Origin of the sequence: Pseudomonas solani, assembly GCF_026072635.1 — a bacterium.
Taxonomy (GTDB): domain Bacteria; phylum Pseudomonadota; class Gammaproteobacteria; order Pseudomonadales; family Pseudomonadaceae; genus Metapseudomonas; species Metapseudomonas solani.
Genome location: NZ_AP023081.1, coordinates 4,793,874 through 4,819,411, shown reverse-complemented (window position 1 = coordinate 4,819,411; position 25,538 = coordinate 4,793,874). Strand labels below are relative to the sequence as shown.

Below are 25,538 nucleotides of genomic sequence, written 5' to 3'. Positions count from 1 at the left end.
GGCGGGGGTCCTGGCAGCGGGATCAGCCCAGGACATTAGCACCCGTCGCGGTGGCTTTCCCATCGTTCGGCAAGGTCGCCGGCGGCGGGAAGGGATGGCGGAAGGTGAAGGCCCGTGGCCCCGGCCCCTGCTCACGCAGCAGGGCCAGGCGTTCGGCGGCTTCCCGGGCATCGGGGCGATGCCCGGCGGGCACCCACCAGCACACCAGATGCGCTTCGCTGATGCGCGCGAACCACTCGTTGCGGCGCTTGAGCATCTCGGTGTGGGCACCGCGGTAGGTGAAATCGCGCAGGGATTCCATGTCCCGCCAGACCGAGAGGTTGACCAGCACGTCGTCGCCGAAGGGGCGGATCGCCGTGGCGTCACCACCCTCGTCCTCCAGGCGCCACACGTAGCCGGGCGACGCTTCCGCCAGGCCATTGATGCGCGCCAGGTTGGCGACGAAATCGGCCATGCCGGGGGAATCCAGCGGCGCGGTCATCAACGCGATATTCAGTTGTGCCAGTTCGAAGGCCGGGGCCATCGGGGGTCTCCTTTCCGTGTGGCGTCAGATATCGAGGGTCAGGGTGTGCATCACCTGGGCGTTGCCGCCAGCCATCAGGCGCTGGATGCGGCCTTCGCCGTCCAGGTCTAGGTCGACGGTGATCAGGCTCGGCGAGGCCGGTTGCATCAGGTAGCCCTGTTCGATCAGCAGCTGCGCCCCGGGCAGGCCCATGCGGTCGTGCAGGTAGCAGGCCAGTGGCCCGGCGGCCATGCCGGTGGCCGGCTCCTCGGGGATGCCGAAGCGCGGCGCGAACATCCGCGCACCCGCCACGCGGCCAGGTTGGCGGCTGTCACGGGAGAAGGCGTAGAAGCCCACCACGTCCAGTTCCTCGCTGATGCGTTCGAGGGCATCCAGGTCGGTGCGGATGCTCGCCACATCGGCTTCGCTGCGCAGGGGCACGACGACGAAGGCGACCCCGGTGCTGACCCGCGACGGCAGCAACCCCTCGGCCAGTTGCCCAGGCTCCAGGCCCAGGGCCGCGAGGCTTTCCGCCAGCAGGCGCGAGCCCGGCTCGACGTCCTGGTACTGCGGCGCGCGCTGCTCCATGAACACCCGCTCGCCCTCGATGAAGATGTCGCGGTTGCCGTCGATGGTTTCCTTGTTGCTCCAGCCCTCGCCGACCCGGCCCAGCTGGCGCAACAGCGAGAAGGTGGCCACGGTGGCGTGGCCGCAGTGGGGGATCTGCCGGTTGGGGGTGAAGAACTCCAGCTTGAAGGCGGCCTGCCCGGAGTCGGAGACGAAGGCCGTCTCCGACAACCCGAGCTGGGCGGCGATCGCCTGCTTCTGCGCCGCGCTGAGCGCATCGGCACCGACCACTACACCGGCGGGGTTGCCACCCTGCCCGCCATCGACGAACGCATTCACGATCCTGACTTCGACTTGCATCGCTTTTCCTTGTTGTGTGGGTGTTGCGTGGGTTCATTGTTGCCGGGGGTAGCTGCGTGGGTTCATTTGCCCAGCGGGTCGTCCCAGAAAGGCCGCTCGCTTTCCTGCATCACATCGCCCCGGGTCAGGCCCAGGTCCTTGAGCATGGCATCACTCAGGCCGGCCAGCTCACGGCGCTGGCTGTACAGCTGGTACCAGCGCAGCAGGCGGGTACCGAGGGAAAGATGGGAGCCACGAACGGCGGGCCGGTGGGTGGGGTGCAGCGTGCCTACGAAACCGAATTGACCTTTCATCGCATCGCCCTCCTTGTGGGGTTGGCGCCAGTTTCCCGCGACGCTTATGATCAATCCAACGAATGTTTCTTATGCACTGCATCTCAGGAATTGATGAATGAGCTACCCCGCCATCGACACCGAACTGCTGCGCACCTTCGTCGCCATCGCCGACAACGGTGGCTTCACCCGCGCAGCGGAAGTGGTCAACCGCACCCAGTCGGCCGTGAGCATGCAGATGAAGCGGCTGGAAGAGGACGTGCTGGAACGCACGGTGTTCGAGCGTGACGGCCGCCAGGTGCGCCTGACCGCCGAGGGGCAGATATTGCTGAGCTATGCGCGGCGCATCCTCAAGCTGCACGGCGAGGTAATGACCACCCTGCGCGAGCCGCACATGGTCGGCTCGGTGCGCATCGGCACCCCGGACGATTACGTGATGCGCTTCCTGCCCGGCATCCTTTCGCGCTTCGCCCAGTCCTACCCGTTGGTGCAGGTGGAGGTGCATTGCGAGTCGTCCTCGCAGTTGCTGCAGCGCCAGGACCTGGACCTGTCCATCGTCACCCGCGAGCCGGGCACCGAGATCGGCCAGTTGCTGCGCCAGGAGCGCTTCGTCTGGGCCGAGGCCATCGGCTTCAGCCCCCACGAGCAGACCCAGTTGCCGCTGGCGATGTTCAACACCGACTGCTTCTGCCGCGCCTGGGCCTGCAACGCACTGGACGCCATGGAGCGCCCCTACCGCGTCGCCTACACCAGCCCGAGCCTGTCGGCGATCATGGCGGTGGTCAGCGCCGGCCTGGCAGTCACCGCCCAGTTGCAGAGCCTGATCACCACCGACATGCGCATCCTCGGTGAAGCGGAGGGGCTACCCACCCTGCCCGCCTGCAGCATCGTGCTGGTGCGCAACCCCCGCAGCAGCTCGCCGGTCACCGAGACCCTGGCCGAGCACATCGTCGAAGGCTTCCGCCTGTAGCTCCGGTAGCGGACCATCGGCGGGCGTTCTGCACTCGCGGAGCGCCCGTCCTGCCCACGCCACGCACAGCGCCAAGTTCGATCACTCGAACGCCAGCATCACCGCACACACCAGCAGGAACACGCAGAATGCCGTGCGCAGAACCCGTTCCGGCAGGGCGTGGGCCAGGCGCACGCCCCAGCTGATGCTGAGCAGGCCGCCGACAGCCAACGGGATGCCCATCGCCCAGTCGACGTGGTGGTTGAAGCCGTAGGTGGCGAGGGTCACCGCCGTGCTGGGTGCGGCGAGGGACAGCGACAGCCCCTGGGCAACCACCTGGGTGGTGCCGAAGACGCTGGTGAGCACCGGCGTGGCGACCACCGCCCCACCCACGCCGAACAGGCCGCCCATGGCGCCGGCGAAGCCACCGAGCACGCCCAGCCAGGGCCAGGGGTGGCGCAACTCGGCACTGGTGGCGGCCTTGGCCATGAACATCCGCGCGAAGTTGTAGGCCGCCAGCACCAGCAGGAAGGCGACGAAGGCCAGGCGCATGCTCTCCGCCTCGATGCGCACCGCGAACAGCGAGGCCAGCCAGGCGCAACCAAAGCTGGTCACCGCCAGCAGCAGCGCATAGCGCGGGTCGATGCGATTGCGCTGGTGGTAGCGCCACAGCGCCAGCAGCACGTTGGGCACCACCATCACCAGCGCGGTGCCCTGTGCCAGTTGCTGGTCCAGGCCGAAGAACACCCCCAGGGCGGGAATGGCGATCAGCCCGCCACCGATGCCGAACAACCCACCCAAAGTGCCAAGAGCCGCACCGAGCACCACATTCAACGCAATTGCCAGCAGGTCCATAACGCCTCCGTTCCGATGACGCGCATGCTACGCAGCGGCGGCTACCACGGAAACGCACAGCAGCGCACAATGGCTTTGCGAAATCCGCATAGGCACCTCCATGAATCCCGATGCACTGACCGACCAACTGGCCCTCTTTCTCGATGTACTGGAAGCGGGCAGCTTCTCTGCTGCCGCCCGGCGCCACCCGCTGACGCCTTCGGCCGTGGCCCGGCGCATCGACGCCCTGGAGCGCGGCCTCGGCAGCGCCCTCTTCACCCGCAGCACCCACGCGGTGCGCGCCACCCCGGCAGGCCTGGCCTTTGCCGAGCGGGCAAAACGGATACTCGCCGAATTGCGCCTGGCACGTGCTGAGGCCGTGTCCCTGAGCAGTGCACCGGAGGGGTTGATCCGCATTGATGCACCCGCCCCGTTCGGCCGTCGTCACCTGGCGCCGGCCATCGCCGAATTCCTCGTCACCTACCCGGGCCTGGACGTTCAGTTGCGGCTGATCGACAGCTTCATCGACATGCACGGCGCCCACCTGGGCGAGGTGGACCTGGTGCTGCGCATCGGCCCGCTGGCCGACACCCGCCTGGTGGCGACGCCGCTATCGCCCCTGGTGCGCGTGCTCTGCGCCAGCCCCGATTACCTGCGCCGACGCGGCGTACCGAGCGACGCCCGCGAGCTGACCGAGCACGACGGCCTCGACTGGGATGCCCTCGCACCGCCCTATGCCTGGCGCTTCGAGGTGGAGGGCCGCGCCCAGGTGATCCGCCCCCGGCGCATGCGCATGACCGCGAACAACGCCGAAACCCTGCTGTTCAGCGCCGTCGCCGGACTGGGCGTCGCCCACCTGCCGACCTGGCTGATCAGCGACTACCTGCTGCGCGGGGAACTGGTGCCGCTGCTCTGCGAAAACGGCTTGCCCGCTCCGGAACCGAGCGGGATCTACGCCCTGCGCCTGGAGGGCGAAGCCAGCTCGCGGAGCCGGCTGTTGCTGGAGTTTCTCAAAAACCGCTTTGGCCCCGTACCGCCCTGGGACCTGGCCCTGAGCGGGCTGGGGCAGTCTTGAGGGTACGGTGCGGCAACGCCGGCGAAACGCTTCGCGAGCAGAGCTCGCTCCTACCGATCCAGGGCAGAGCGGGCAAGCGCCGCAACGTAGGATGGCGTAGAGCGAAGCGAAACCCATCACCACAGAATAACCGCCCGGATCAAAGCCCGGGCGGCCGCGCCATCAGTTGGGCAGTTGCACCACGCGGGTGCTGGCGGTCAGGTCGTGCAGGCAACGGCGATCCGCGCGGAAGATGAACAGGTAGTTCGCCAGCAATATCAGGCCGCCGATGATCGGGATGTAGGCAACCAGGCCCCAGAGCAGGTAGCGCTTGAGGTACATCGTGATCCACTCGGGCTTGTTGCCCTGCAGGTCGACGATGGCAAGCTTGAGCACGCGCTTGCCGACGGTCTGGCCGTAGTTCTTCAGGAAGTGCCCGTTGATCGCCAGGAACACCACGATACCCACCAGCGAACCCAGCGCCTGCTGGCCGAAGCCGGGCTGCACGCCCTCCATGAGCCCATCGTAGACACCCAGCAGGTAGCTGATGGGGATGGTGACGCACAACAGGATCAGCCCGTCGATGAGCGCAGCGCCGAAGCGCGAGCCGCGGGCGGCCAGCGGCAAGCCGGTGGCCTCGTGGGTCAGCTCCGCCTGGGGCGATTGGTAGGGGTTCTGGGCATCGGTCATTTGCAGCTCTCCTTGCAGGGGTCTAGCCGGCAATTCTGGCTGCTGCGCACGGCGGCGCAAGCCCCCGTGCACCAGAATGAGAACCGGTCAAATTTTGCTCACGAAAGGCTTGTGCGCTAAATTACGTCCATTCCCGCCCTCAGGAGGCCGCCATGAACACCCCGCTGGAACGTTGCGACGATCTGCTGCTCGATAACCAACTGTGCTTCGCCCTCTACTCCACCTCCCTGCTGATGACCAAGGTGTACAAGCCGCTGCTCCAGGAACTGGGCCTGACCTACCCGCAATACCTGGCGATGATGGTGCTCTGGGAAGGCGACGGCATCACCGTGGGCGATATCAGCGCCCGCCTGCTGACCGACCCGGGCTCCCTCACGCCCCTGCTCAAGCGCCTGGAAGCCGAAGGCCTGATCACCCGCACCCGCAGCAGCGCCGACGAGCGCGTGGTGGAGCTGCACCTCACCGAAAAAGGCCGCGCCCTGCACCAGCAGGCCCAGCGCGTGCCCGCCTGCATCCTCGCCGCCAGCGAGATGGACATCGCCGGCCTCGGCCAACTGAAGGACGAGCTGGTGAGCCTGCGCAGGAGCTTGCAAAAGGCCGTCTGACGGCCTTATTCCCATCTGGCTGAGCGCTATTCGTTTTTCTTCTGAATAAATATCTTGCGCGCAAACTAAATGATCGATAACGTTCGCTCCACGCACTTAGTTAGCGCGCAATATTTTACGAAGCCAAACGAATCCAGCGGAGAATCACCATGAACACCCAGCGCATCGCAAACCTCCTCACCGGTAGCCTCCTCGCCCTGTCCATCGGCAGCGCCTTCGCCGCCGGCAGCCCCGGCGTCGAACACAACACCCAGGCCTTCCTCGAAGCCCTCGAAGCCGGCAACGGCAAACCGCTGGAAACCCTCGCGCCGAAAGAGGCCCGCGCCGTACTGGTAGGCGCCCAGGCCGGGGTCAAGGTCGACCTCTCCGGCACCCGCGTCGAGAACAAGACCATCAGCATCAAGGGCCAGCCCCTGGAGCTGACCATCGTCCGCCCCGAAGGCGCCAAGGGCGACCTGCCGGTGTTCATGTTCTTCCATGGCGGCGGCTGGGTGCTGGGCGACTACCCCACCCACGAGCGCCTGATCCATGACCTGGTGGTGAACTCCGGCGCGGCGGCCGTGTATGTGAACTACACCCCCTCCCCGAAGCCAAGTACCCCACCGCCATCAACCAGGCCTACGCGGCGACCCAATGGGTGGCCGAGCACGGCAAGGACATAGGCGTGGACAGCTCGCGCCTGGCAGTGGCCGGCAACAGCGTCGGCGGCAACATGGCCGCAGTGGTGGCGCTGATGGCCAAGGAACAGGGCACCCCGAAACTGCGCGCCCAGGTGCTGCTGTGGCCGGTGACCGACGCCAACTTCGAGACCGCCTCGTACAACCAGTTCGCCCAGGGGCACTTCCTCACCAAACCGATGATGCAGTGGTTCTGGGACAGCTACACCACCGACCCGAAGCAGCGCGCCGAGATCCACGCCTCGCCGCTGCGGGCCACCACCGAGCAGCTCAAGGGCCTGCCGCCGACCCTGATCCAGACCGCCGAGTTCGACGTGCTGCGTGATGAAGGCGAAGCCTATGCCCGCAAGCTGGATGCCGCCGGCGTCGAAGTCACCGCCGTGCGCTACAACGGCATGATCCACGACTACGGCCTGCTCAACGTGGTCAACCAGGTTCCGGCGGTGCGCTCGGCCATGCTTCAGGCCGGCGCCGAACTGAAGAAGCACCTGCAGTAACCGCGACGGTTGAATCGCAGGCAACAAAAAGCCCGGCCTAGGCCGGGCTTTTCACATCTCGCGAAAGGCTTAGGCCTTGACGCGGGATTTGTACTCGCCGGTGCGGGTATCGATCTCGATGGAGTCGCCGATTTCGCAGAATGCGGAAACCTGCAGCTCGGCACCGTTGTTCAGGCGAGCGGTCTTCATCACTTTGCCGGAGGTATCGCCACGCACGGACGGCTCGGTGTAAGCGATCTGGCGAACGATGGTGGTCGGCAGTTCAACGGAAATGACTTTCTCGTTGAAGAAGATGGCTTCGCAGACGTCGGTCATGCCGTCTTCGATGAAGGTCAGTACGGCTTCCAGATCGTCTTTCTCGATCTCGTACTGGTTGAATTCGCTGTCCATGAACACGTACAGCGGATCGGCGAAGTAGGAGTAGGTAACTTCCTTGCGATCCAGGATTACCGGTTCCAGCTTGTCGTCGGCCTTGTACACGGTCTCGGTGGCGGAACCGTTGAGCAGGTTCTTCAGCTTCATCTTGACGACTGCGCTGTTACGGCCGGACTTGTTGAACTCGGCTTTCAGGATGACCCAGGGGGAGCCATTGATGTTGGCAACCTGGCCAGCGCGGAACTCTTGAGCGGTTTTCATACGAATATCCGATTTGGATGAGTGACAAAAAACAGGCCGCGTATCATATCCAATTTGTATAAAAATGCACCAGCCCCGCAGCCAGATCCCGCCGCCCCGCCTGCAAGCCGCACCATTGCTCGGCGTGAGCCTGCAGTTGGGCCTCGAACGGCTGTAGCGCCAGCCAGGCGGCGCCCACGTCACCGCCTTGGTTCCAGGCGCGCCAGGCCGCCAGCAACGCCTGCGCCGGGGCATCATCCAGGCCGGCGACATAGAGCGCGAGGAAGGCCTCGAGCTTCTCCAGGTGGACGTCCTCTTCCTGCTGGTAGATGTGCCAGAGCAACGGCCGGCCGGCCCATTGGGCGCGCACGAAGGAGTCCTCCCCACGCACGGCGTTGAAGTCGCAGCACCAGAGCAGGCGGTCGTAATCGTCCTGGGGCATGAAGGGCAGCACCTGCACGGACAGGTTGCCGCGCTGGCCCTTGGCGCCGACGGCCAGTGAATCGACACCGAGCCCGCGCGCCACATCGCCCAGCACACGCCCCTCCGGCACCAGCAACTGGGTGGGGCGCGGCGCGGCCGCCAGCACATCGAGCCAACCGGGCAGCGCCGCGTTCTCGTAGGCGAACAGGGAGATCAAGCGGGCACCGGCAACCCGCTCCACGCCAAGCGTTCGCAGGAACTCGGCCTGGGCGGCGGCATCACTGCGCAGCGCGTCCCGTCGTTCGATCAGCCCACGCTCACGCAGCAGACCGCCGGTGCCTTCGCTGAAGCCGGGGAAGAAGAAGAACTTCTGCAACCCGCCGGCCTGCGGGGATGGCAGGCCGTGAAAGCTGCCGACCCAGTCTTCGGCACTGAGGTATTCCAGGTTCAACCAGAGCGGCGTCCTGTCGCGTGCAGCCATGGCGTCTATGTAGGTGGCGGGCAATTGGCAGGCGAACGCCTCGATCACTGCATCCGCAGGCTCCACCGGCTGCCACTCGGCCGCCCAGCGACGCACTTCCACACCCTGACGCAGCTGGCAATCGGCTGCGGCGTCGGCATCCGGGCACAGGCGCGCGAAGGCGGCCGGCTCGTCCACCCACAGGCGCACCTGCAAGCCATGCTCGGCGACCAGCTGCCGTGCCAGGCGCCAGGTCACGCCGATGTCGCCGTAGTTGTCGACGACGCTACAGAAAATATCCCAGTTCACATGGGGGCTTCCGCGATAAAAGCCGGCAGTTTACCTGCAGCCGGCCCGGGCGGAAAAAACAAGGCCCGCCAAGTGGCGGGCCAAAGGGGGTGCGGGATGGGCACCAGGAATAAACGGGCAGCCCCACGCTGCCAAAATGCGCCGGAGCAGGCGCAAGAAACCTCAGGCGGCCATGGCCAGGAAACCCTTGTGGCGCTTGGCCATTTTCGCCATCTCCAACTCCCAGATGGCCTTGCTTGCGCTGGCCATGTCCTGGGTGGTGTAGGGGCCGGATTTGCGCTGGCCGTCGATCACCACGAACCAGCAGGCGAGATGCCCTTGCGCTCGCAGCGCCTCGGGGACTGCACTTCCAACCAGGGACATGATGTCGATATGTGGCATGGCGACCTCCTTAACTCTGTTGGGAGCCACTTTATGGGGGCCTGGCGCGGCTTTGAAATCAGTCGTCTCGATAGTGCTTATGGATAAGCGCAATCACAGCCGGCAGCCCGTTCGGGAAAATCGGCAAAACCAATTCCCGCCCTGCCCGTCTATTGGCAAGGACACCCCGGCAAGGAGGAAGACATGAACGGGCACAACCGCTACGAGATCATCTACAAGGAAAACGGCAGCCCACGCGCCTTGATGGTCGAGGTGGATTACCAGCCGTCCAGCGCCGACATCTACGGGTTGCTGATGGAGAAACACGGCATCCCCTTTACCGGGGAGCCGCGGGACAACGGCGACTACCTGCGCATGACGGCCGAGAAGGGCATCACCGACGTCGCGGTGCGGCGCAAGTACTGAAAGCAACGAGGATTAGAAGCAAGAAGCCCCGGTCGATGCCGGGGCTTCTCTATTGCTGCACGTCTTCCGCGCAGTGATCAGCTCAGGGTGCCGAGATTGAAACCGGTCACCGAAGCGAGGGTACCGCGCCACAGCGTCAGCCCGGTGCAGGTCAGGCCGCCGGCGGCATAGACGTTGACGTTCTTCAGGTGGATGTACTGCGGCGGCAGCAGCTTGGGGTCGTCGCCGGTGGTCTTGGTCATCACCCCGATGTTGGCGAAGGTGGCGCGGATCTCCTCCCTGCCCTCCTGGGGCCAGGAGTTGGCGTACTCGTCGGCGAACTCGGCGAAGTAAGTCTCCACGGAAATGAGCGTGCCGCTGATCATCCCCGCCCCGATGGTCAGCGTGATCCCGACCTCTACACCCAGGTCGTTGGCCTGACGCACCAGCATCTGCAGGAACCAGTCCATGCTGCGGCCCGTCCACTCGAAATCCTTGGCCTTGCTCAGGTCGTATTCGGGCAGGGCTGTGGGTTCCTGCTTGGCGAGTTTGCTTGTATCGCTCATGTGTCCGTCTCCGTGGCGTTGTGGCGTTAAACCATAGGGTTATAGCACGCACCTTCGTTGGACCCGCTACGCCGCGCAGGAGTTGCGGCTAATGCGCCAGCTACGTAGGGGATCTAGGGGTCACCCCTAAGCCGTGTAAGAGATTGCCGACAAGTGGCTAAGAAATGAGCTAGCCATCACCTGGCCACCACCGTACACTTGGCGCCAAGTTCATGGCGAACCTGCTGGCGTAGCGCCCCCTGCAACGCAGCGTTCAATCAATCCAAGGAAAGCAATCCAAGCTGTCAGTTGTGACTCGACCAGGAAGGCCGATCACCGTCAGTTTCACCGTCGAGCAGTCGGAATGAGTACGGCCTTCAAGCGCTCCATCTTCGCAGCGTTAATGATCACCAGTGCTTTCTTCTCCACCACCAGCAATGCCGGCCAAGCCGTTGGAAACATGGGCGTCAGCTTGACGATCTCCAGTTCCTGCGCGGTCGACAGCGGCTACGACGCCAGCTCCCGCTCCTACAGCGTGACGCGTCAGTCCTGCTCCAAGGGCGGTGAATACCAGGTGCGCACCGAGCACGCCAACGGTCACAGCGAAACCCTCGCCGACCAGGCCGTGACCCAGGTCAGCGGCGACGCCAAAGGCGACACCCGCGTAACGCTCTACTGGTAACAGCGATGCTTTCCATCGCCAGCGCGCAAGCTGGCGATGCCCCGCGCCAATCCGCCACACCCGCACCAACCGCCGTTTCCCTAAGGGTTCCCCCTAGCGCCTCTTTGCCATCATTTCTTGCATTTGCGCCCTGTGCTCTGCTGTGCGCCGGTCAAACACCTGACCGATTCATCAAGGAAAAGGACTGAGAGATGAAAAAGCTAGCGAAGCTGGTACTGGCCGGCGCCGGATTACTCGGCGCCCAGGGATTCGCCCTCAACGCCATCGCCGCCGAATTGCTCGGCAAATGGGACCTCAATGGCGACGGCACACTGGAAAGCGTGTACCGCGGCACCGGCGTGCTGGAAGTGCGCAACGCCGCCGGCGCCCTGGAACGCAGCTACAACTTCGGCAACGTCACCTGGAGCCTCGCCACTGCCGCCAATACCGACAGCCAGCCGGGCGCGGAACTGGTGGTGAAGGCCGGCCCGGACGTGGCGATCGTCAACCATGCGCTCAACGACGTGCGCAAATACACCATCGGCAACACCCTGTTCGATGTCGTCGGCACCGCTCAGTTGGATGGCGGCCAGGGCGATGAGGTGATCGTTCGCGCCGGCAACGCCCTGGTGTTGATCTCCAACCTCAACCGCACCAAGCGCACCGTCAGCGATGGCATCACCGGCACCTGGCAATACCAGGGCGCCTATACCCTCGGCAACCTGCCCTACGCCACCCTCGCCTACACCGCCGGCACCAGCCTGCGCCTCTATGACTACAGCCTGCAGGCTGGTCGCGAGTTCCCCACCGACGGTGCCACCAGCGTCATCACCGCCGCCGACCTCGACGGCGCGCCCGGTAACGAACTGGTGGCCCGCTCCAGCAGCAACCTGCTGGTGATCACCGGTGGCGTACAGACCGCCGTGCTTAGCAGCTACGCCGGTGGCACCGGAGCCAACTGGAACGTCCACGGCACCCTCGCCGACACCGACGGCCAGCCGGGACAGGAAGTCATACTCGCGCTGCCGGGCAAGGTGCGCGTGGTGCACCAGCGCACCGGCCAGGCCAAGGACTATGCCGTCTCCGGCACCTACGCCATCTATGCCGTCGCCGACCGTGACGGCGTGGCCGGCGCCGAGATCACTGTGGTCGACAGCGCCAACCGCACCTTCATCATCAATGACCGCCTCGGCACCATCAAACCGCTGTAACCCGCCAGCTCCCGGCCATGGCCGGGAGCTACCCCACCCACTAGTACAGATGTACTAGTCCTTGTCCAAGCGTGAGCAGGTTGGCGTAACGTGACGGCCACCGCCGCTATGCTCGGCCGCCCCGAACACTCCTCGCCCCTGGCAGTACCGCATCCAGAAGGAACGCCCCATGAACAAAGGACTCCCCTGCCTCAGCCTTCTCGGCCTGGCCCTGCTCAGCGGTTGCGTCCCGCGGCCCTCGCTGATCGACCAGCAGAACCAGTACACGCAGGATGTCGAAGCCCAGGCGCGCCTGTTGCACGCCGCCACCGACGACCTGTTCGAAGCAGCGATGGCCAGCGGCATGGCGATAGTCGTCACCACCACCGTCAACCTCGACAGCCAGCAGTACAACTTCGAAAACAATGACGATTCGGTGCGTTTCGAGAAGTTGCGCACCGGCACCGCGGTCTGGCGCAACAGCGCCAATCCCAAGCGCCTGCTCTACGTGGGCAACAATATGCAGGCCGAGAAGATCGGCGCCCACGGCTCCCACTACCAGACGGTGTTCGGCCGCACGCTCTATCAGATCTACATCGTCGAACCCGGCCATTACGACCTGGTCGGCAGCCTTTACAACTCACCACGCACCAGCACGCCCAACCCGCGCACCAACCAGGACATCAAACCCTCGACGCTGGGCCAGGTGACGCTGGTGGAAAAGGAATTCACCGAGTTCGACCGCGGCCAGCGCTGGCAGGATGCCCAGTACCGCACGGAAACGGTGAACCAGAGCTACTGCGCCGCCGTGCGCGTGGTCAGCGGCGAATGCGTGAGCTGGGGCAACAACTCCTACGACGTCACCAACCAGACCGCCGCCGCCGGCTGGGTTTCCAGCGTCAGCGCACGCAAGGTGGCGAGCGTCGAAACCCACAGCGAACTGAAGAAGGCCTTCGCCTCCTTCGATGTCGCCCCTGGCGAGGCCATCGTGGTCGACGGCTTCTACCCGAAGCGCCCAACGTCGGTTTCGAGGAGAAGGACTGCCGCCGCACCGCCAACGATAAGCTCGAGTGCGAACTCTCCGCTCTTTATATGGTGCGCATCCCCACCGGCCTGCAGGAGTTCCGCGGCGCCACCGACCCCTCCAAGTACGGCTACATGAAGATGAGCAAGGCCCTGGCCAACCTGCAGTACCGCCCGGTGAAGCTCAACGCCAAGCCGGTGAAGGATGAAACCATCTGGGGCGAAACCTACGTGCTCAAGCGCTGAGCCAACGGCAGGCCCTGAAACGCAAAAGCCCCTGGAGTCCTCGACTCCAGGGGGCTTTTTCATACACGCGAAGATCAGCGCTTGATGAAGGTGTACGGCGGCCGCTTGAACAGCGACTGATCCGGCAGCAGCTTCAGGCTGCCCGCCTCGACACCGAGCAGGGTGTATTCGGAACGCTCCGTAGCCTCGCGCTCCCCATTGCCCGAGAAGCCGTCCTTGAAGGTGTTGCGGGTCACCACCCGCAACGTGTCGCCCTTCAGCTCCCAGCTCCCGGCCAAGCGCCCGGTTCCCATGCTGTCGACCAGGGTGCCGGCAAAGCTGCCGTCGGCCTTGAAGGTCCAGTCGAGCGTTTCTTCATCGTTCTTCATGTACCAGCGCCCGACGATATCGGCGCTCTTGAAGGCCGAAGGCTCCGCAGGCGCGGCTTCGGTGGTCGGTTTCGCAGCCGCCTCGGGCGCCTTCTCGGCCGGAGACGCCGCCCCCTTGATCTGCTCCGCCCCGCTCGGCGGCGGCACGTTGCCGAACTGCACCTTGCCGTTGGCATCCACCCATTTGTAGATCTGCGCACCCGCCACCACCGGTAGCCCCGACAACACCATCACTGCGGCGAGCGCCGCCAGCCATTTCCCTGAAACCACGATGCAGCTCCCGATGTACCCATGAGTGAAACGCCGACCGGCGCCCATGACTGAAACCGAACATGCCCGAGCAGGCATGGCAGTTTCCGGGTTGCGTCACCAACCGGCAACCCATGCAGCAATGACCCCACACGGAAAAACCGGCACTGCGCCACAGGCAGGTTGCGACGCCGCGCACAACCTGCCTGCTAACACCACGCCACTAGCTCATGCGCCCTATTCAAGTCGCCACGAGCGCTCGCTAACGTCCGCGCTCTGCCGTGCAAGGGGCTGGGCTCTCCAGTTGCCAAGCGGCCCTTCATGGAAGACACGCATGAACATCAAGAACAAAGTCGTACTGGGCGTATCGCTGGCACTGCTGCTGATCCAGGTCCAGCAATCGGCGATGGCTGCCGACTGGTGGGTGATCTTCGGCACCGGCGACCAGCCCAACCGTGACCTCTTCTACGCCGACGGCGCCTCCGTCGCCGAACTCAAGATGGAATCCGGCCAGGCAGAACCCGCCCGCTCCGTCACCGTCGTGCAGATATTCGAAACCGCCGATGCCCCCGACTTCGTCGCCTACGACCTGCAGTTCCAGTGCAACAAGCGCCTGCTGAAGGTCAACACAGTCACCGCCTACAACCGCTCCGCCACCGCCTCCACCCTGCCGGCGCCCAAGGGCTGGAACCCGGTCCCGCAAAGCTGGATCGACCGCTCCTACGACTTCGCCTGCAAACCCGACGGGCGTGAAGCCAACGCGATGATGCGCCTCGGCAACACCACCGCCGACGTCCTCGCCACCGTCACCCGCACCAAGATGTGGGGCATCACCCGCCCAAGCGCCTATTATGAAGAGAACCACGGCCCCAACGCCGTGAAGAACAGCAGCCAGGGCGTCCTGCGCGACCTCGACCTCCTCCTGGGCAACAAGCCCGCCAATCCCTGACGGGCAGCCAGGCCCCAGGAGACAGACAAATGAAAGCGCTACGGATACTCGCCCTGGCCTGCCTGCCGCTCGCACTGGGCGGCTGCATCCAGATGGACACGCTCCCCGAGCTCTACGCCGCCAGCCAATGGAAGGGCCGCTCCGCCGAGGAAGCCATCAACTTCTTCGGCAAACCGGACCAGATGAACCCCACCGGCACCGGTGAAGTCGTGCTCAGCTGGTACAGCGACACGTCCTACTACCAGAACGAAGTGGTCGGCACCTCGTCGGAGCAGCAAGGCAACGTCATCGTCACCACCAACTACTGGGACAACGTCCACCACCCCAACCGCTGCATCATCACCATCACGGTCGACAAGTCGAAGACCATCACCGCCTTCGAGGCCGACGACGGGCAGATGCTGCTGTCCCACGGCTGTGCGCAGATCGAGTTCGGGCCGCCGTAATAAACGTAACGACCGGATACCTCAAAAGCGCAACCCCTGGCTCCACCGGAGATCAGGGGTTTTGGTTTCTGGGGATGCGGGGTGTATAGGCACTATTTCAAGGGCAAACAAAAAACCCCTGACTCTTTCGAATCAGGGGTTTCTGTATACGGAAAGTGGCGGTGAGGGTGGGATTCGAACCCACGATACGGTTTCCCGTATACACACTTTCCAGGCGTGCTCCTTCAACCGCTCGGACACCTCACCGGAATCTCTCCGAGGCGTCAGCCCCGTCGAGGTGCGCTAATTTAGTGGAGTGTTTTCCGGAATGCAAACATTTTTTTGAGAATTTTCATGCGCTTATGGAGAACGGGGCGAGTCGCCGTCCTGGCCGTTGCGGTAGTCGTCGAATTTGAGGCTGCCGAAGAAGATGAAGCCGAAGGAAACGAACACCCCGGCGACGAATAACAGGAGCACGCCGGTGGGGTTCTGCAGGGTGGCGCTGTTGGCCACGAGCAACGAGCCGAGCAGCAGAACGACGGCGAGGATGATGCTGGCGCTGTGGGCGAATCGGTCCATGGGAGCTCCTTTCGACAATGGAGGCGAACTTACCGGCCTCCCGCAGCTCCGCCCAATTGTCCCTGCCCATCACCCCCATAGAGAACGCCTTATAGGGAGGAAACGCCCGGCCCGCCTGACTTGTCAGTCAGTCAAAGCGCTTTACCTGAATCCTGCGCCTGAGTAGTGTCTGCCCCATTCCACAACAAGGACCCCTGCCATGAGTGAGCTGATCTCCTACCAATTCGAAGACGGCGTCGCCACCCTGACCCTTGCCAACGGCAAGGTGAACGCCATTTCCCCGGACGTGATCGCCGCCTTCAATGCCGCGCTGGACCGCGCCGAGCAGGACCGCGCCATCGTCATCCTCACCGGCCAGCCGGGCATCCTCTCCGGCGGCTACGACCTCAAGGTGATGACCTCCGGCCCGCAAAACGCCGTGAACCTGGTCGCCGCCGGTTCCACCCTGGCGCGCCGCATGCTCGCCCACCCCTTCCCCATCATCGTGGCCTGCTCCGGCCACGCCGTAGCCAAGGGCGCCTTCCTGCTGCTGTCGGCGGACTACCGCATCGGCGTCGAGGGCCCCTTCAGCATCGGCCTGAACGAAGTGCTGATCGGCATGACCATGCACCACGTCGGCATCGAGCTGGCTCGTGACCGCCTGACCAAGGCCGCCTTCCAGCGCTCGGTGGTCAATGGCGAGATGTTCGACCCCAAGGGCGCCCAGAAAGCCGGCTTCCTCGACAAGGTGGTGCCGGCCGAAGAACTGCTGGCCACCGCCCAGGCCGTCGCCCAACAGATGAAGAAGATCAACTCCACCGCCCACAAGAACACCAAGCTCAAGGTGCGCAAGGCGCTGCTGGAGACCCTGGACGCCGCCATCGAGCAGGACAAGCAGCACCCGCTCTGATCACACCGTCCCCTGTAGAAAGCCCGGCCCCGTGCCGGGCTTTTTCATTTCCGCCTCCTGCCTCGCTGTAGCCGCCTAGACTCCCATCCCAGACGAGCAGCAGAAATTTCCGACAAGTGATGGCACTTTGCTTCGGACAAGCTCGAAAAGCTGTATTACTTTTAAGCCATGACGCCGGGCACGGACGGAAGGCATCAGGCATTTCACTCGCCAGGAGCTCCGCATGAAGATTGCCCACAAGGTCAGCCTTGCCGCCGCTGCAGTACTCTTCCTCACCACCGCGCTCCTGTCCCTGGCCCAGGTCAGCCAGGTCCGTAGCACCCTTCGCGCCCAAGCTGAATCCAGCATTTCCGAATCCAGCAACGCCCTGGCCCGCCAGATCGAAAACTGGTTGAACGCCAAACTGCGCCTGCTGGACCTCATGTCCCAGACCATCGACAGCAAATACAGCCCCGAGGAAACCCAGCGCGTCGTCGATTCGACGATGCTGAAGAACGAATTCATTCTGGTGTTCGGCGCCCTCGAAGCCGACGGCAAGCCAATCAAGAACGACCCCTCCTGGCAGCCCAAACCCGACTGGGACGGCCGCCAGCGCCCCTGGTACGCCACTGGCAAGGCCGGCAGCCAGGCGGTGCTCACCGAGCCCTACGTCGATTCCACCACGGGCGAGATCCTCATCTCCGCCGTTGCCCGAATCACCGATGCCGGCAAGTTCCTCGGCGTGATGGGCGGCGACATCCGCCTGAAGACCGTGGCCGACGCGGTCAACACCCTGGACTTCAACGGGGCCGGCTACGCCTTCCTGCTCAGCCGCAACGGCAACATCATTTCCCACCCCGACACCAAACTGAACGGCAAGCCCTACAGCGAACTGTTCGGCGGCAAGAGCCCGGCCCTGAAAAAGGACCTGCAGGAAATCGACACCGGCGACCAGCAACTGCTGGTGTCCTTCACCCCGCTGCCCAACCTCAAGGGCATGGACTGGTACATAGGCGTCGTGCTCGACCAGGGCAAGGTGATGGCCGAAGCCAACGCCCTCAGTTGGCGCGCCGTGGTCGGTACCGTGCTGGGCGTGATCATCAGCCTGGTGCTGCTGGGCGTACTGATGAAGAGCGTACTGCGCCCGCTGGATGCCCTGGGTGACTCGCTGCACGAGATCAACAGCGGCCAGGGCGACCTGACCAAGCGCCTGCCGGCCGCCGGCAACGACGAAATCTCCCTGGTGGCCCGCGAATTCAACAGCTTCCTGCAGAACCTGCAGACCCTGATCGGCGACGTGATGGGCAGCTCCCAGCAAGTGCGTGGCAGCACCGACCTCACCTCCAACGAAGCCGGCCAGGCCGCCAACCGCCTGCAGGTGCAGCTGATGGAGCTGGACCAGCTGGCCACCGCCATGCAGGAGATGGCCTCCACCGCCGAGGAAGTGGCGCGCAACGCCCAGGCCGCCGCCCAAGCCGCGCTGGCCGCCAACGAGGAGACCGAGAACGGCGTCACCGTGGTCTCCCGCTCCACCGAGGCGATCAAGCAGCTCGCCAACGAGATGGACGACACCGGCCAGGCCATCAACGAACTGGCCAAGCTCAGCCAGAGCATCGAATCCATCCTTTCGGTGATCACCAGCATCGCCGACCAGACCAACCTGCTCGCCCTCAACGCCGCCATCGAAGCGGCGCGGGCCGGCGAATCCGGCCGTGGTTTCGCGGTGGTGGCCGACGAGGTGCGCTCCCTCGCCTCGCGCACCCAGCAGTCGACCCAGGAAATCCGCCAGATGATCGACCAGCTGCAGACCGGCGTCCGCCAGGCCGAGCAGCGCATGCAGCAAAGCCGCGACACCGCCAGCAAGACCGCCGACGATGCCGGCGCGGCCAACGACATGCTCGGGCGCATCCGCGATGCCATCAACCGCATCAACGACATGAACCTGCAGATCGCCACCGCCGCCGAGCAGCAGAGCGCCACCACCGAAGAGATCAACCGCAACACCACCAACATCCGCGACATCAGCCACGAGGTTGCCGGCGGTGCCGAGCAGCAGGTGCGTCAATGCGCGGTGATGGTGGAACAGGTCGGCCAGCAGGACAGGTTGCTCAGCCGCTTCAAGATCTGACCCGGGCAGGCCGCGCATGAAGCGCGGCCGCTTTGCCGGAGGCATGCCATGCGCGCGTTTCTGCTGGTGGCCCTGCTCTGCGCCACGGTCCTGTGCCGTGCCCAGGGACCAACGCCCGTCGAGGTCACCATCCTCTGCGACTCGGGCTACCCGCCCTATAGCTACGAGGAGAATGGCGAAGCCAAGGGGCTCTATACCGATATCCTGCGCAGGGTCTTCGCCCTGATGCCGGGCTACCGCGTCACCATCCGCCCGGTGCCTTGGCCGCGCGGCCTGGCGGAAGTGGCCAAGGGCAACGCCTTTGCCCTCTACCCGCCCTACTACCGCCCGGACGAACGCCCGTGGATGGAGTACTCGCGGCCGATCCTGGAAGAGCGCCTGGCGGTGTTCATCCGCCCGGGGCTGGCCGGCACCCGGAATTTCGACGACTTCCCCAGTGCCTACGCCGGGCTGCGCGTGGGCCTCAACAGCGGCTTCGTCACGGTCAACTCCCAGCGCTACCGCGAGATGGTGGAGACCGGCGAGATCGACCAGTCCTACGCCCGCGACAACCGCACCAACCTGCTCAAGCTGCTGCGCCAGCGGATCGACGTCTACATCAACGATCGCCTGTCGATCCTCTGGGAACTGCAACAGATGCGCGAAGACGGCAGCATCACCGAGGAGGAAGCCATCAGCCTGGTGGAAGGCCCGGTTCTGGCCAGCGAACGCGGCCACCTCGGTTTCACCCGTCTCAATGCGGTCGCCTACCCCTACAAGGCCGACTTCATGCAGCGCTTCGACGCGGCACTGACCCAGGTACAGGCCAACGGCACCCTCGACCGGCTGGCCGAACACTACAGCTCGCCGGAGTTCCTCCCTGCCACGGCCAGCGGTACAGAAAAGGTTACAACCCCCTGACCGGCAGCAATTGCCCAATAAAGTGCACACCCGTACACTGCGCGCCTTTTGTCTGACTGGGCGATATCGATGCTTTTCCTTCTGCGCATGATCCTCATGGGCGTGCACTTCATAATCGCCGGCATCGCTGGCCTGCTGCTCGGCATCTGCCGCCCATTCAACCCGGATAACAGCCGTCTCTGCGCCCGCTTCTATTCCCTGCCGGCGCTGCGTATCCTGCGCCTGGACGTGAAGCCCGACGTGAAGCTGCTGGAGCACGACAAGGCCTGCGTCATCGTCGCCAACCACCAGTCCAACTACGACCTCTACGTGCTCGGCCGCGTGGTGCCGCCACGCACCGTCAGCATCGGCAAGAAGAGCCTCAAGTGGGTGCCCTTCTTCGGCCAGCTCTACTGGCTCGCCGGCAACGTGCTGATCGACCGTGGCAACGCCCGCAAGGCCCGCGAAGCGATGCTCACCACCACCGAGACGCTGCGCAATAAAGACACCTCCATCTGGGTGTTCCCCGAAGGCACCCGCAACCTCGGCGAGGAGCTGCTGCAGTTCAAGCGCGGCGCCTTCCAGATGGCCATCGCCGCCGGCGTGCCGATCATCCCGGTGTGCGTCAGCAACTACGTCAAGCAGATGCGCCTGAACCGCTGGAACAGCGGCAAGGTCATCATCCGCGCCCTGCCCGCCATCCCCACCGCCGGCTTGAGCCTGGACGACCTGCCCATGCTCATCGAGGAATGCCGGCAGAAGATGCTCGACTGCATCAACGCCATGGACCGCGAACTGGCCCAGGCCTGATCGTCCGTCCATGAAAAAGCCCGGCTCGATGCCGGGCTTTTTCGTTTGCGCGGGCGTGTAGGGTGGGCTTCAGCCCAGGCGGCTCGAAACCTGCCCCTGTGCAACCAGGATGCCCCGCTCCACCAGCCAGCCCAGCACGAACTCCGCCACCGAACCGGGCGTTCGCAACCAGGCGCTGTGGGGGTTTTCGTGGGGTGGCCGGGGCGAAGGCAGGCGCTGCACCCGGGGCGGCGCCTGGATCAGCGCGGCCAGGCCGAGGGTGGAGGCTTCCGGCGAGAAGTTATCGCCCTCGATATTGACGAAGAGCGAGGTCACGCCCACCCGCGCCGGCTCCGCCAGGGGCAAGCCGACATGCTTGAAGTCGCCGCTGAAGGCCACCCGCCCCCATTGGCGGATCAGGCTGCTCGCCTCGTAGCCGCCGAAGCCGATGCGCGGCCCCGGCAGGTAGCCGAGCACCGCTGTCATCAGGTTGAAGCTCAGCGCCACCAGCGGCGTCATCAGGCGCTTGCGGCCGTGCCAGTGGCGGTAATGGATGTTGCCGCAGGCGACGCCGATCACCGTCACCTCGGCATCCGGGTTGGCCGCGGCATAGAGCGCCGCGACATGCCCACCCAAGCTGTGCCCCAGCAACACCTGGCGGCTGCCGGGGAAATGCCGCGCGGCCATGGCCAGCAGCTTGGGCACGAAATCCTCCACCAGCTCGCGGTAGCCATAGTCATGGCCGCGGTCCGGGCGCGGCCGGCTGGTGCCCTGGCCCGGCCAGTCGGCCACCAGCACATTGCAGCCGGCGGCCACCAGTGCCTGGGCCAGCGCCTCGTACTTGCGTGCCGCCACGCCCATGGCGGGCATCACCACCAGGGCCGGCGCACCCGGCTGCCCCGGATGGATAGTCACCGGGCAATCGAAAGTACCCGCAGCGAAAGGGAATGCCTCGTTCACGCCTGTTCTCCTTGTTATGAGCGGGAGCCGCCGAATCTAGAGCAAGCGCCGCACCGGCACCATGACCCGCCGGGTAATTCGGCCGAAGTGCCCGCCTTTGTGGAAGAACTCCCCGCATCCACCGACACTCTCAAGCAGGGGCGGGTTAAGCTCACCGCCGCTCACCATTCGAACAAGGAAAACCAGCGCATGGGTCATGTGGTTGCCGCCGCCGTCTACGCCAAGGGCAAGAAGATCACCGACATCAGCCTCGACGAGGGCAAGGAGTGGGCGAAGAAGCCCGGCCATTTCGTCTGGATCGGCCTGCACGATCCTGGCGCCGAGGAACTGACCAACCTGCAGCGCCAGTTCGACCTGCATGAGCTGGCCCTCGAAGATGCCCTGGTACGCCACACCCGGCCCAAGCTGGAAACCTTCGGCGACGCCCTGTTCCTCGTACTCTATTCACCGGTGCGCACCGACACCGGCCTCACCTTCGTCGAGACCCAGCTATTCGCCGGCACCGGTTATGTGATCAGCGCCCGCTACGGTGCCTCGGCGCCTTACTCCCAGGTGCGCCAGCGCTGCGAAGCGCGCCCGCTGCTGCTGGAGCACGGCGAAGACTTCGTGCTCTATGCGCTGATGGCCTTCGTCATCGAGAACTACCGCCCGCTGATGGACGGCTACCACCTGGAACTAGAAGCCCTCGAACAACTGGTACTCGACCGGCCGCTGAGCCAGGACGACGTCGAGCACATCCAGGGCGTACGCCGCGACCTGCTGCGCCTGCGCCGCTACATCGGCCCGCTGGCGGAAATCTGCCAGGAGCTGCAGCGCCTGGACTTCCCCTTCATCGACAAGAACATGCGGCCCTACTTCCGCGACATCGCCATCCACGTCAACCGCCTGCTGGAAGACCTCACCGGCCTGCGCGAGATGGCCGACCACGCCATCGAGATCGGCCTGCTGCTGGAGTCCTCGCGCCAGAGCGTGGTGCAACGCAAGTTCGCCGCCTGGGCCGCCATCCTCGCCTTCCCCACCGCCGTGGCCGGCATCTACGGGATGAATTTCCAGAACATGCCGGAACTCACCTGGCACTACGGCTACTTCGGCGTGCTCGGCTTCATCGCCGCCGGCTGCACCGGGCTGTTCGCCAGCTTCAAGCGCTCGGGCTGGCTCTAGCCACGAGTCTCGCCGCGCGCCCATGAAAAAGCCCGCCATCAGGCGGGCTTTTTCATGACACGAAGCGGTCAGGCCGCGTTACGGCCCTGGGCGACAAAACGCATCATCCACTCCGCCACCGTCGTGCCCTGGTGCTGCTTGTCCAGGCTGGCGACGCCCTTGCCGTAGATCTCATCGCCGAGGAACTGCTGGCGGATATCCAGCAGCGCGCGGGAATAGTCGTGGATGAACTCCGGGTGGCCCTGGAAGCACAGCACCTGGTCGCCGATGGCGTAGGCCGCGTTCGGGCAGAAGTCGCTGGAGGCGATCAGGGTCGCGTTCTCCGGCAGCTGGGTGACCTGGTCCTGATGGCTGATCAGCAGGGTCAGCTGGTCCAGTGCCGGGCTCATCCAGGCCGGTTGCTCGGCGATGCGATAGGCGTGGGTGCCAACACCCCAACCCTGGGTCGCACGCTCGGTGCGGCCGCCCAGCAGCAGCGCCAGCAACTGGTGGCCGAAGCACACGCCCAGCAGCTTGTCGCCGTTCTCGAAGCGCTCCAGCAGGTAGGTGCGCAGGGTCTGGATCCAGGGGTCATCACCGAAGGAGTCGGCCTTGCTGCCGGTCACCAGGTAGGCATCGAAGCGCTCGCCGGCCGGCGGGTAGTTGCCCTCCACCACGTTGTAGACACTGAACTGGGCCTCGATCGGCTGCTTGGCGAACAGTTGCTCGAACATCTTCCCGTAGCCCTGGTACTGGTCGACCAGTTCGGGGCGAAGAAGATCGGTTTCCAGAATGCAGATACGTAACGGCATGGCGGACTTCCTGAAGCAATGAAAGGGGCAGCGCAAAGTGTGCGATTTATTTAACACAGGCGCCCCTATAAGGAAATAGCGCCTACACCGAAGCACCATAGAGGCTGACTAACAGCGGGATAGAGAACAGCACCGCAGGCGCCGTATGGGGCGGCCTTTCAGCAGATTCCCTTGCCACTCAGGCACTTGGATCGATCGTCAATAAAATTTTACGATCCCATGCAGACCTATTGGTTTCGTCGATAGTTGAAATGCCTGATATCCGTTTTTCTATCGAATCGCTTTTCGCGAAGCTGTGCCCACCCCACGGAACAGCCAAGCGGAAACCACCATGAGCAACCTCACCCTCAAATACGCACGCAATGGCGCCCTGGCTTCGCTCGGGCTCTACACCATCGCCATCTCCCTGCTGCTGGTGGTGAGCTTCAGCTACGAAAAGGCCCGCCTGGGTGTCAGCCCGGTGGACGGCTCCATGGGCTTCTACCAGCAGCTCAGCCAGAGCGTGCCGGCGATGCTGATGAGCCAGAAACCGGTCAGTGGACGGCAAAGCGGCTGAGGAGCGAAATCGCCATGAAGGCACAACGCAAACGGCTTCTCCTGCTCGCCGGCCTGGCGCTGATGACCAACGGCTTTTCGCTGATGGGTTACGCCCACGGCTCGGTGGGCGGCGTGGCCAAGAACATCGAGGCCCGCCACGAGATCGACCGCCAGCTCGCCAACGAGGTGGCGCTCAAGGGCGAACTCGGCAGCCCGCCGATCCGCCGGCAGTTCCAGCTGCCCGCCGCCTTCGTCATGGATTCACTGCTCTGCTGCCGCGACCGGTTGGCGTGAAAGCCGGTCGCAGCGCTGCGCATCGGGTAGACTGCCGGCCCGTTTTCCGCCGCAAGGGTTACCAACCGTGTTCATCAAGGCACTCCGCATCGGCCTGGGTCAGCTGATCATCCTCATCGACCTCGTCACCCGCCCGCGCAAGCTGCGCCGCAGCCCCGAGGCGCAAGCCCGGGTCGAGGAGGAAACCGCCGGCCTCGCCCTCTACCAGTTCCACGCCTGCCCCTTCTGCGTGAAGACCCGCCGCACCCTGCACCGCCTCAACCTGCCGGTGCAGCTGCGCGATGCCAAGAACGACGAAAGCCACCGCGCAGCCCTGCTGGCTGGCGGCGGCAAGGTCAAGGTGCCCTGCCTGCGCATCGACGAGAACGGCGAAAGCCGCTGGATGTACGAATCCAACGACATCATCCGTTACCTCGAAAGCCGCTTCGCCCAGGCCTGACCCGCTAGTTACTGCCGCCCGCGCCTCCAGCACCGCCCGCCGCCCCACCTGCAGCGCCCGACCCCGTGGTCGAACGGCCCTGGCCGGTGGTCGGCGCGCCGGGTGCGGCAGTGGATGAACCCTGCCCGGACGTGGACGTACCCGGCCGCGCCGTCGAGCTGCCGGGCACGGCAGTGGAAGTCCCGGGCAACGCCGTCGAACGCCCCTGCCCCGTGGTCGGCTTGCCCGGCGCATGGGTCGGCACACCCTGCCCCGTCGTCGGCGTACCGGGCGCCGTGGTGGAGCTACCCTGGCCAGTGGTCGGCGAGCCCGGCGCGGTGGTCGGATTACCCGTGGTCGTGGTCGGCGACCCCACCGAGCTGCCGGAGCCCTCAGCGCCTGGCGTCGCCGCCGAAGACGGCACCCCGGAATTGTTCAACGCCGGTTGCTCGCCCTTGCGCTCGGCCTCCATGTTGGCGCCGATCTGGTCGCGCTCCTGCTCCATGGTCAGGTCCTCGTCATCGGCCAGCACCGCCGTGGAAACGGCGCCGACCAGCAGCAGCAACGGAAGATTCAGCCGTCTCATCTCAACCTCCAGGTTCATTCGGCATGACCTAGGGTGGACCCTGGCCAACGGCCGGGCGTTCAGCCAAAAGCGTGCGCGCAACCTCGATGTGCAAGCGCCGATCTCCGTGATAGCGCTGCTCATCGCCCGATGAATCCATGAGTCGGCACTGGCCAGGAGTGAGCCGATGCACCGTCCCGCACCGCCAACGCATCCAGCCGCCCGGGCTGGCGAATCCGGAACATCGCAGGTCGGAGAACACGCAGCCACGACAAGGAATCCGGCCAATACCCTGGCAATACGCTGTTTGCCGCAGATCCGCTCGCGTTTCCGA

31 protein-coding genes, 1 tRNA gene and 2 pseudogenes are annotated in these 25,538 nt (G+C 64.9%); 20 read left to right on the top strand and 14 right to left on the bottom strand.

The genetic code is table 11. From position 1 onward, the window contains the following. Nucleotides 1-22 precede the first annotated feature (22 nt). The 3 genes from PSm6_RS21955 to PSm6_RS21945 form a co-directional block, all read right to left on the bottom strand. Nucleotides 23-523 carry a DUF3291 domain-containing protein gene (locus PSm6_RS21955; RefSeq protein WP_021216690.1) on the bottom strand — a complete coding sequence of 167 codons (501 nt, stop codon included), beginning with the start codon at nucleotides 521-523 and terminating at the stop codon, nucleotides 23-25. A gap of 24 nt (nucleotides 524-547) precedes the next feature. Then, complete coding sequence (locus PSm6_RS21950; RefSeq protein ID WP_021216691.1) at nucleotides 548-1,429, bottom strand: PhzF family phenazine biosynthesis protein; 882 nt, start codon at nucleotides 1,427-1,429, stop codon at nucleotides 548-550. A gap of 62 nt (nucleotides 1,430-1,491) precedes the next feature. Next, the gene (locus PSm6_RS21945) at nucleotides 1,492-1,722 is read right to left on the bottom strand and encodes a DUF1127 domain-containing protein (protein WP_021216692.1); all 231 of its coding nucleotides are present in this window, start codon (nucleotides 1,720-1,722) and stop codon (nucleotides 1,492-1,494) included. A 97-nt stretch (nucleotides 1,723-1,819) separates the two neighbouring features. On the opposite strand from PSm6_RS21945, the gene PSm6_RS21940 reads away from it, so the two are divergent. Then, entirely contained in the window at nucleotides 1,820-2,671 is an 852-nt protein-coding gene (locus PSm6_RS21940; protein ID WP_043242941.1) for a LysR substrate-binding domain-containing protein, read from the top strand. Nucleotides 2,672-2,752: 81 nt separating this feature from the next. Here the strand turns inward: PSm6_RS21940 and PSm6_RS21935 are convergent, their stop codons facing one another. Continuing rightward, nucleotides 2,753-3,505, bottom strand: coding sequence for a sulfite exporter TauE/SafE family protein (locus PSm6_RS21935; protein ID WP_021216694.1), 753 nt, complete (start codon nucleotides 3,503-3,505; stop codon nucleotides 2,753-2,755). A gap of 100 nt (nucleotides 3,506-3,605) precedes the next feature. On the opposite strand from PSm6_RS21935, the gene PSm6_RS21930 reads away from it, so the two are divergent. Then, the gene (locus tag PSm6_RS21930; RefSeq protein ID WP_021216695.1) at nucleotides 3,606-4,559 is read left to right on the top strand and encodes a LysR family transcriptional regulator; all 954 of its coding nucleotides are present in this window, start codon (nucleotides 3,606-3,608) and stop codon (nucleotides 4,557-4,559) included. 162 nt (nucleotides 4,560-4,721) lie between these two features. Here PSm6_RS21930 and PSm6_RS21925 read toward each other — a convergent pair whose 3' ends face one another. After that, nucleotides 4,722-5,228 (bottom strand): RDD family protein, encoded by a 507-nt coding sequence (locus PSm6_RS21925; protein ID WP_021216696.1) that lies wholly within the window; start codon nucleotides 5,226-5,228, stop codon nucleotides 4,722-4,724. Between the two features lie 152 nt (nucleotides 5,229-5,380). Here PSm6_RS21925 and PSm6_RS21920 point away from each other — a divergent pair, with 152 nt between their 5' ends. Together PSm6_RS21920 and PSm6_RS21915 are read left to right on the top strand one after the other, a co-directional pair. Then, on the top strand, nucleotides 5,381-5,833 hold the full coding sequence (locus PSm6_RS21920; RefSeq protein ID WP_021216697.1) for a MarR family winged helix-turn-helix transcriptional regulator: 453 nt from the start codon (nucleotides 5,381-5,383) through the stop codon (nucleotides 5,831-5,833). A 149-nt stretch (nucleotides 5,834-5,982) separates the two neighbouring features. Beyond that, nucleotides 5,983-7,007 (top strand): annotated as a pseudogene (locus tag PSm6_RS21915) (alpha/beta hydrolase). Nucleotides 7,008-7,076: 69 nt separating this feature from the next. Here PSm6_RS21915 and efp read toward each other — a convergent pair. The 3 genes from efp to PSm6_RS21900 all read right to left on the bottom strand — a co-directional run bounded on the left by efp (nucleotide 7,077) and on the right by PSm6_RS21900 (nucleotide 9,195). Beyond that, on the bottom strand, nucleotides 7,077-7,643 hold the full coding sequence (gene efp / locus PSm6_RS21910) for an elongation factor P (RefSeq protein WP_021216699.1): 567 nt from the start codon (nucleotides 7,641-7,643) through the stop codon (nucleotides 7,077-7,079). Nucleotides 7,644-7,686: 43 nt separating this feature from the next. Beyond that, nucleotides 7,687-8,814, bottom strand: coding sequence for an elongation factor P maturation arginine rhamnosyltransferase EarP (earP, locus tag PSm6_RS21905; protein WP_043242940.1), 1,128 nt, complete (start codon nucleotides 8,812-8,814; stop codon nucleotides 7,687-7,689). 162 nt (nucleotides 8,815-8,976) lie between these two features. Further along, entirely contained in the window at nucleotides 8,977-9,195 is a 219-nt protein-coding gene (locus tag PSm6_RS21900; RefSeq protein WP_021216701.1) for a hypothetical protein, read from the bottom strand. Nucleotides 9,196-9,378: 183 nt separating this feature from the next. On the opposite strand from PSm6_RS21900, the gene PSm6_RS21895 reads away from it, so the two are divergent. Next, the gene (locus tag PSm6_RS21895; RefSeq protein ID WP_021216702.1) at nucleotides 9,379-9,600 is read left to right on the top strand and encodes a hypothetical protein; all 222 of its coding nucleotides are present in this window, start codon (nucleotides 9,379-9,381) and stop codon (nucleotides 9,598-9,600) included. Between the two features lie 77 nt (nucleotides 9,601-9,677). On the opposite strand, the gene PSm6_RS21890 is transcribed toward PSm6_RS21895, so the two are convergent. Continuing rightward, complete coding sequence (locus tag PSm6_RS21890) at nucleotides 9,678-10,145, bottom strand: GvpU-like protein (protein WP_021216703.1); 468 nt, start codon at nucleotides 10,143-10,145, stop codon at nucleotides 9,678-9,680. A gap of 343 nt (nucleotides 10,146-10,488) precedes the next feature. Between PSm6_RS21890 and PSm6_RS21885 the strand changes: the two genes are divergently transcribed. The 3 genes from PSm6_RS21885 (at nucleotide 10,489) to PSm6_RS21875 (ending at nucleotide 13,137) form a co-directional block, all read left to right on the top strand. After that, entirely contained in the window at nucleotides 10,489-10,806 is a 318-nt protein-coding gene (locus tag PSm6_RS21885; RefSeq protein ID WP_148304242.1) for a hypothetical protein, read from the top strand. Nucleotides 10,807-10,997: 191 nt separating this feature from the next. Beyond that, on the top strand, nucleotides 10,998-11,996 hold the full coding sequence (locus PSm6_RS21880) for a PA5033 family protein (protein ID WP_043242939.1): 999 nt from the start codon (nucleotides 10,998-11,000) through the stop codon (nucleotides 11,994-11,996). Nucleotides 11,997-12,165: 169 nt separating this feature from the next. Then, nucleotides 12,166-13,137: a hypothetical protein gene (locus tag PSm6_RS21875; RefSeq protein ID WP_265168198.1), complete on the top strand. Its 972-nt coding sequence runs from the start codon at nucleotides 12,166-12,168 to the stop codon at nucleotides 13,135-13,137. Between the two features lie 181 nt (nucleotides 13,138-13,318). Here the strand turns inward: PSm6_RS21875 and PSm6_RS21870 are convergent, their stop codons facing one another. Beyond that, entirely contained in the window at nucleotides 13,319-13,960 is a 642-nt protein-coding gene (locus tag PSm6_RS21870) for a DUF4124 domain-containing protein (protein ID WP_081711498.1), read from the bottom strand. Nucleotides 13,961-14,195: 235 nt separating this feature from the next. Here PSm6_RS21870 and PSm6_RS21865 point away from each other — a divergent pair, with 235 nt between their 5' ends. Then, nucleotides 14,196-14,810, top strand: coding sequence for a hypothetical protein (locus tag PSm6_RS21865; protein WP_265168197.1), 615 nt, complete (start codon nucleotides 14,196-14,198; stop codon nucleotides 14,808-14,810). Between the two features lie 29 nt (nucleotides 14,811-14,839). Further along, entirely contained in the window at nucleotides 14,840-15,256 is a 417-nt protein-coding gene (locus PSm6_RS21860; protein ID WP_021216708.1) for a hypothetical protein, read from the top strand. 156 nt (nucleotides 15,257-15,412) lie between these two features. On the opposite strand, the gene PSm6_RS21855 is transcribed toward PSm6_RS21860, so the two are convergent. Then, a tRNA-Ser gene (locus tag PSm6_RS21855) sits at nucleotides 15,413-15,502 on the bottom strand. Nucleotides 15,503-15,595: 93 nt separating this feature from the next. Further along, complete coding sequence (locus PSm6_RS21850; RefSeq protein WP_184489408.1) at nucleotides 15,596-15,814, bottom strand: hypothetical protein; 219 nt, start codon at nucleotides 15,812-15,814, stop codon at nucleotides 15,596-15,598. Between the two features lie 199 nt (nucleotides 15,815-16,013). Between PSm6_RS21850 and PSm6_RS21845 the strand changes: the two genes are divergently transcribed. From PSm6_RS21845 to PSm6_RS21830, 5 genes and pseudogenes are all read left to right on the top strand, one after another. After that, nucleotides 16,014-16,703 (top strand): crotonase/enoyl-CoA hydratase family protein, encoded by a 690-nt coding sequence (locus PSm6_RS21845; protein ID WP_265168196.1) that lies wholly within the window; start codon nucleotides 16,014-16,016, stop codon nucleotides 16,701-16,703. Nucleotides 16,704-16,926: 223 nt separating this feature from the next. Further along, nucleotides 16,927-17,952: pseudogene (locus PSm6_RS30585) on the top strand (HAMP domain-containing protein); the annotation flags it as partial. A 30-nt stretch (nucleotides 17,953-17,982) separates the two neighbouring features. Then, entirely contained in the window at nucleotides 17,983-18,810 is an 828-nt protein-coding gene (locus tag PSm6_RS30580) for a methyl-accepting chemotaxis protein (protein WP_371877147.1), read from the top strand. 48 nt (nucleotides 18,811-18,858) lie between these two features. Continuing rightward, nucleotides 18,859-19,710, top strand: coding sequence for a substrate-binding periplasmic protein (locus PSm6_RS21835; RefSeq protein ID WP_265168194.1), 852 nt, complete (start codon nucleotides 18,859-18,861; stop codon nucleotides 19,708-19,710). A gap of 69 nt (nucleotides 19,711-19,779) precedes the next feature. Further along, a complete protein-coding gene (locus PSm6_RS21830) occupies nucleotides 19,780-20,499 on the top strand; it encodes a 1-acylglycerol-3-phosphate O-acyltransferase (protein ID WP_265168193.1) in 720 nt (239 codons plus the stop codon). A 69-nt stretch (nucleotides 20,500-20,568) separates the two neighbouring features. On the opposite strand, the gene PSm6_RS21825 is transcribed toward PSm6_RS21830, so the two are convergent. Then, on the bottom strand, nucleotides 20,569-21,438 hold the full coding sequence (locus PSm6_RS21825; RefSeq protein ID WP_021216714.1) for an alpha/beta fold hydrolase: 870 nt from the start codon (nucleotides 21,436-21,438) through the stop codon (nucleotides 20,569-20,571). Between the two features lie 189 nt (nucleotides 21,439-21,627). Here PSm6_RS21825 and PSm6_RS21820 point away from each other — a divergent pair, with 189 nt between their 5' ends. Next, nucleotides 21,628-22,599: a magnesium and cobalt transport protein CorA gene (locus tag PSm6_RS21820; RefSeq protein WP_021216715.1), complete on the top strand. Its 972-nt coding sequence runs from the start codon at nucleotides 21,628-21,630 to the stop codon at nucleotides 22,597-22,599. Between the two features lie 68 nt (nucleotides 22,600-22,667). Here the strand turns inward: PSm6_RS21820 and PSm6_RS21815 are convergent, their stop codons facing one another. After that, nucleotides 22,668-23,390 carry an amidotransferase gene (locus tag PSm6_RS21815; protein ID WP_021216716.1) on the bottom strand — a complete coding sequence of 241 codons (723 nt, stop codon included), beginning with the start codon at nucleotides 23,388-23,390 and terminating at the stop codon, nucleotides 22,668-22,670. A 331-nt stretch (nucleotides 23,391-23,721) separates the two neighbouring features. Between PSm6_RS21815 and PSm6_RS21810 the strand changes: the two genes are divergently transcribed. The 4 genes from PSm6_RS21810 to PSm6_RS21795 all read left to right on the top strand — a co-directional run bounded on the left by PSm6_RS21810 (nucleotide 23,722) and on the right by PSm6_RS21795 (nucleotide 25,358). Beyond that, nucleotides 23,722-23,946, top strand: coding sequence for a hypothetical protein (locus tag PSm6_RS21810; RefSeq protein ID WP_043242934.1), 225 nt, complete (start codon nucleotides 23,722-23,724; stop codon nucleotides 23,944-23,946). Between the two features lie 14 nt (nucleotides 23,947-23,960). Further along, complete coding sequence (locus PSm6_RS21805) at nucleotides 23,961-24,221, top strand: hypothetical protein (protein ID WP_021216718.1); 261 nt, start codon at nucleotides 23,961-23,963, stop codon at nucleotides 24,219-24,221. A 67-nt stretch (nucleotides 24,222-24,288) separates the two neighbouring features. Next, nucleotides 24,289-24,660 (top strand): glutathione S-transferase N-terminal domain-containing protein, encoded by a 372-nt coding sequence (locus PSm6_RS21800; protein ID WP_021216719.1) that lies wholly within the window; start codon nucleotides 24,289-24,291, stop codon nucleotides 24,658-24,660. 110 nt (nucleotides 24,661-24,770) lie between these two features. Beyond that, entirely contained in the window at nucleotides 24,771-25,358 is a 588-nt protein-coding gene (locus PSm6_RS21795; RefSeq protein ID WP_265168192.1) for a hypothetical protein, read from the top strand. The last annotated feature ends 180 nt before the right edge of the window (nucleotides 25,359-25,538 follow it).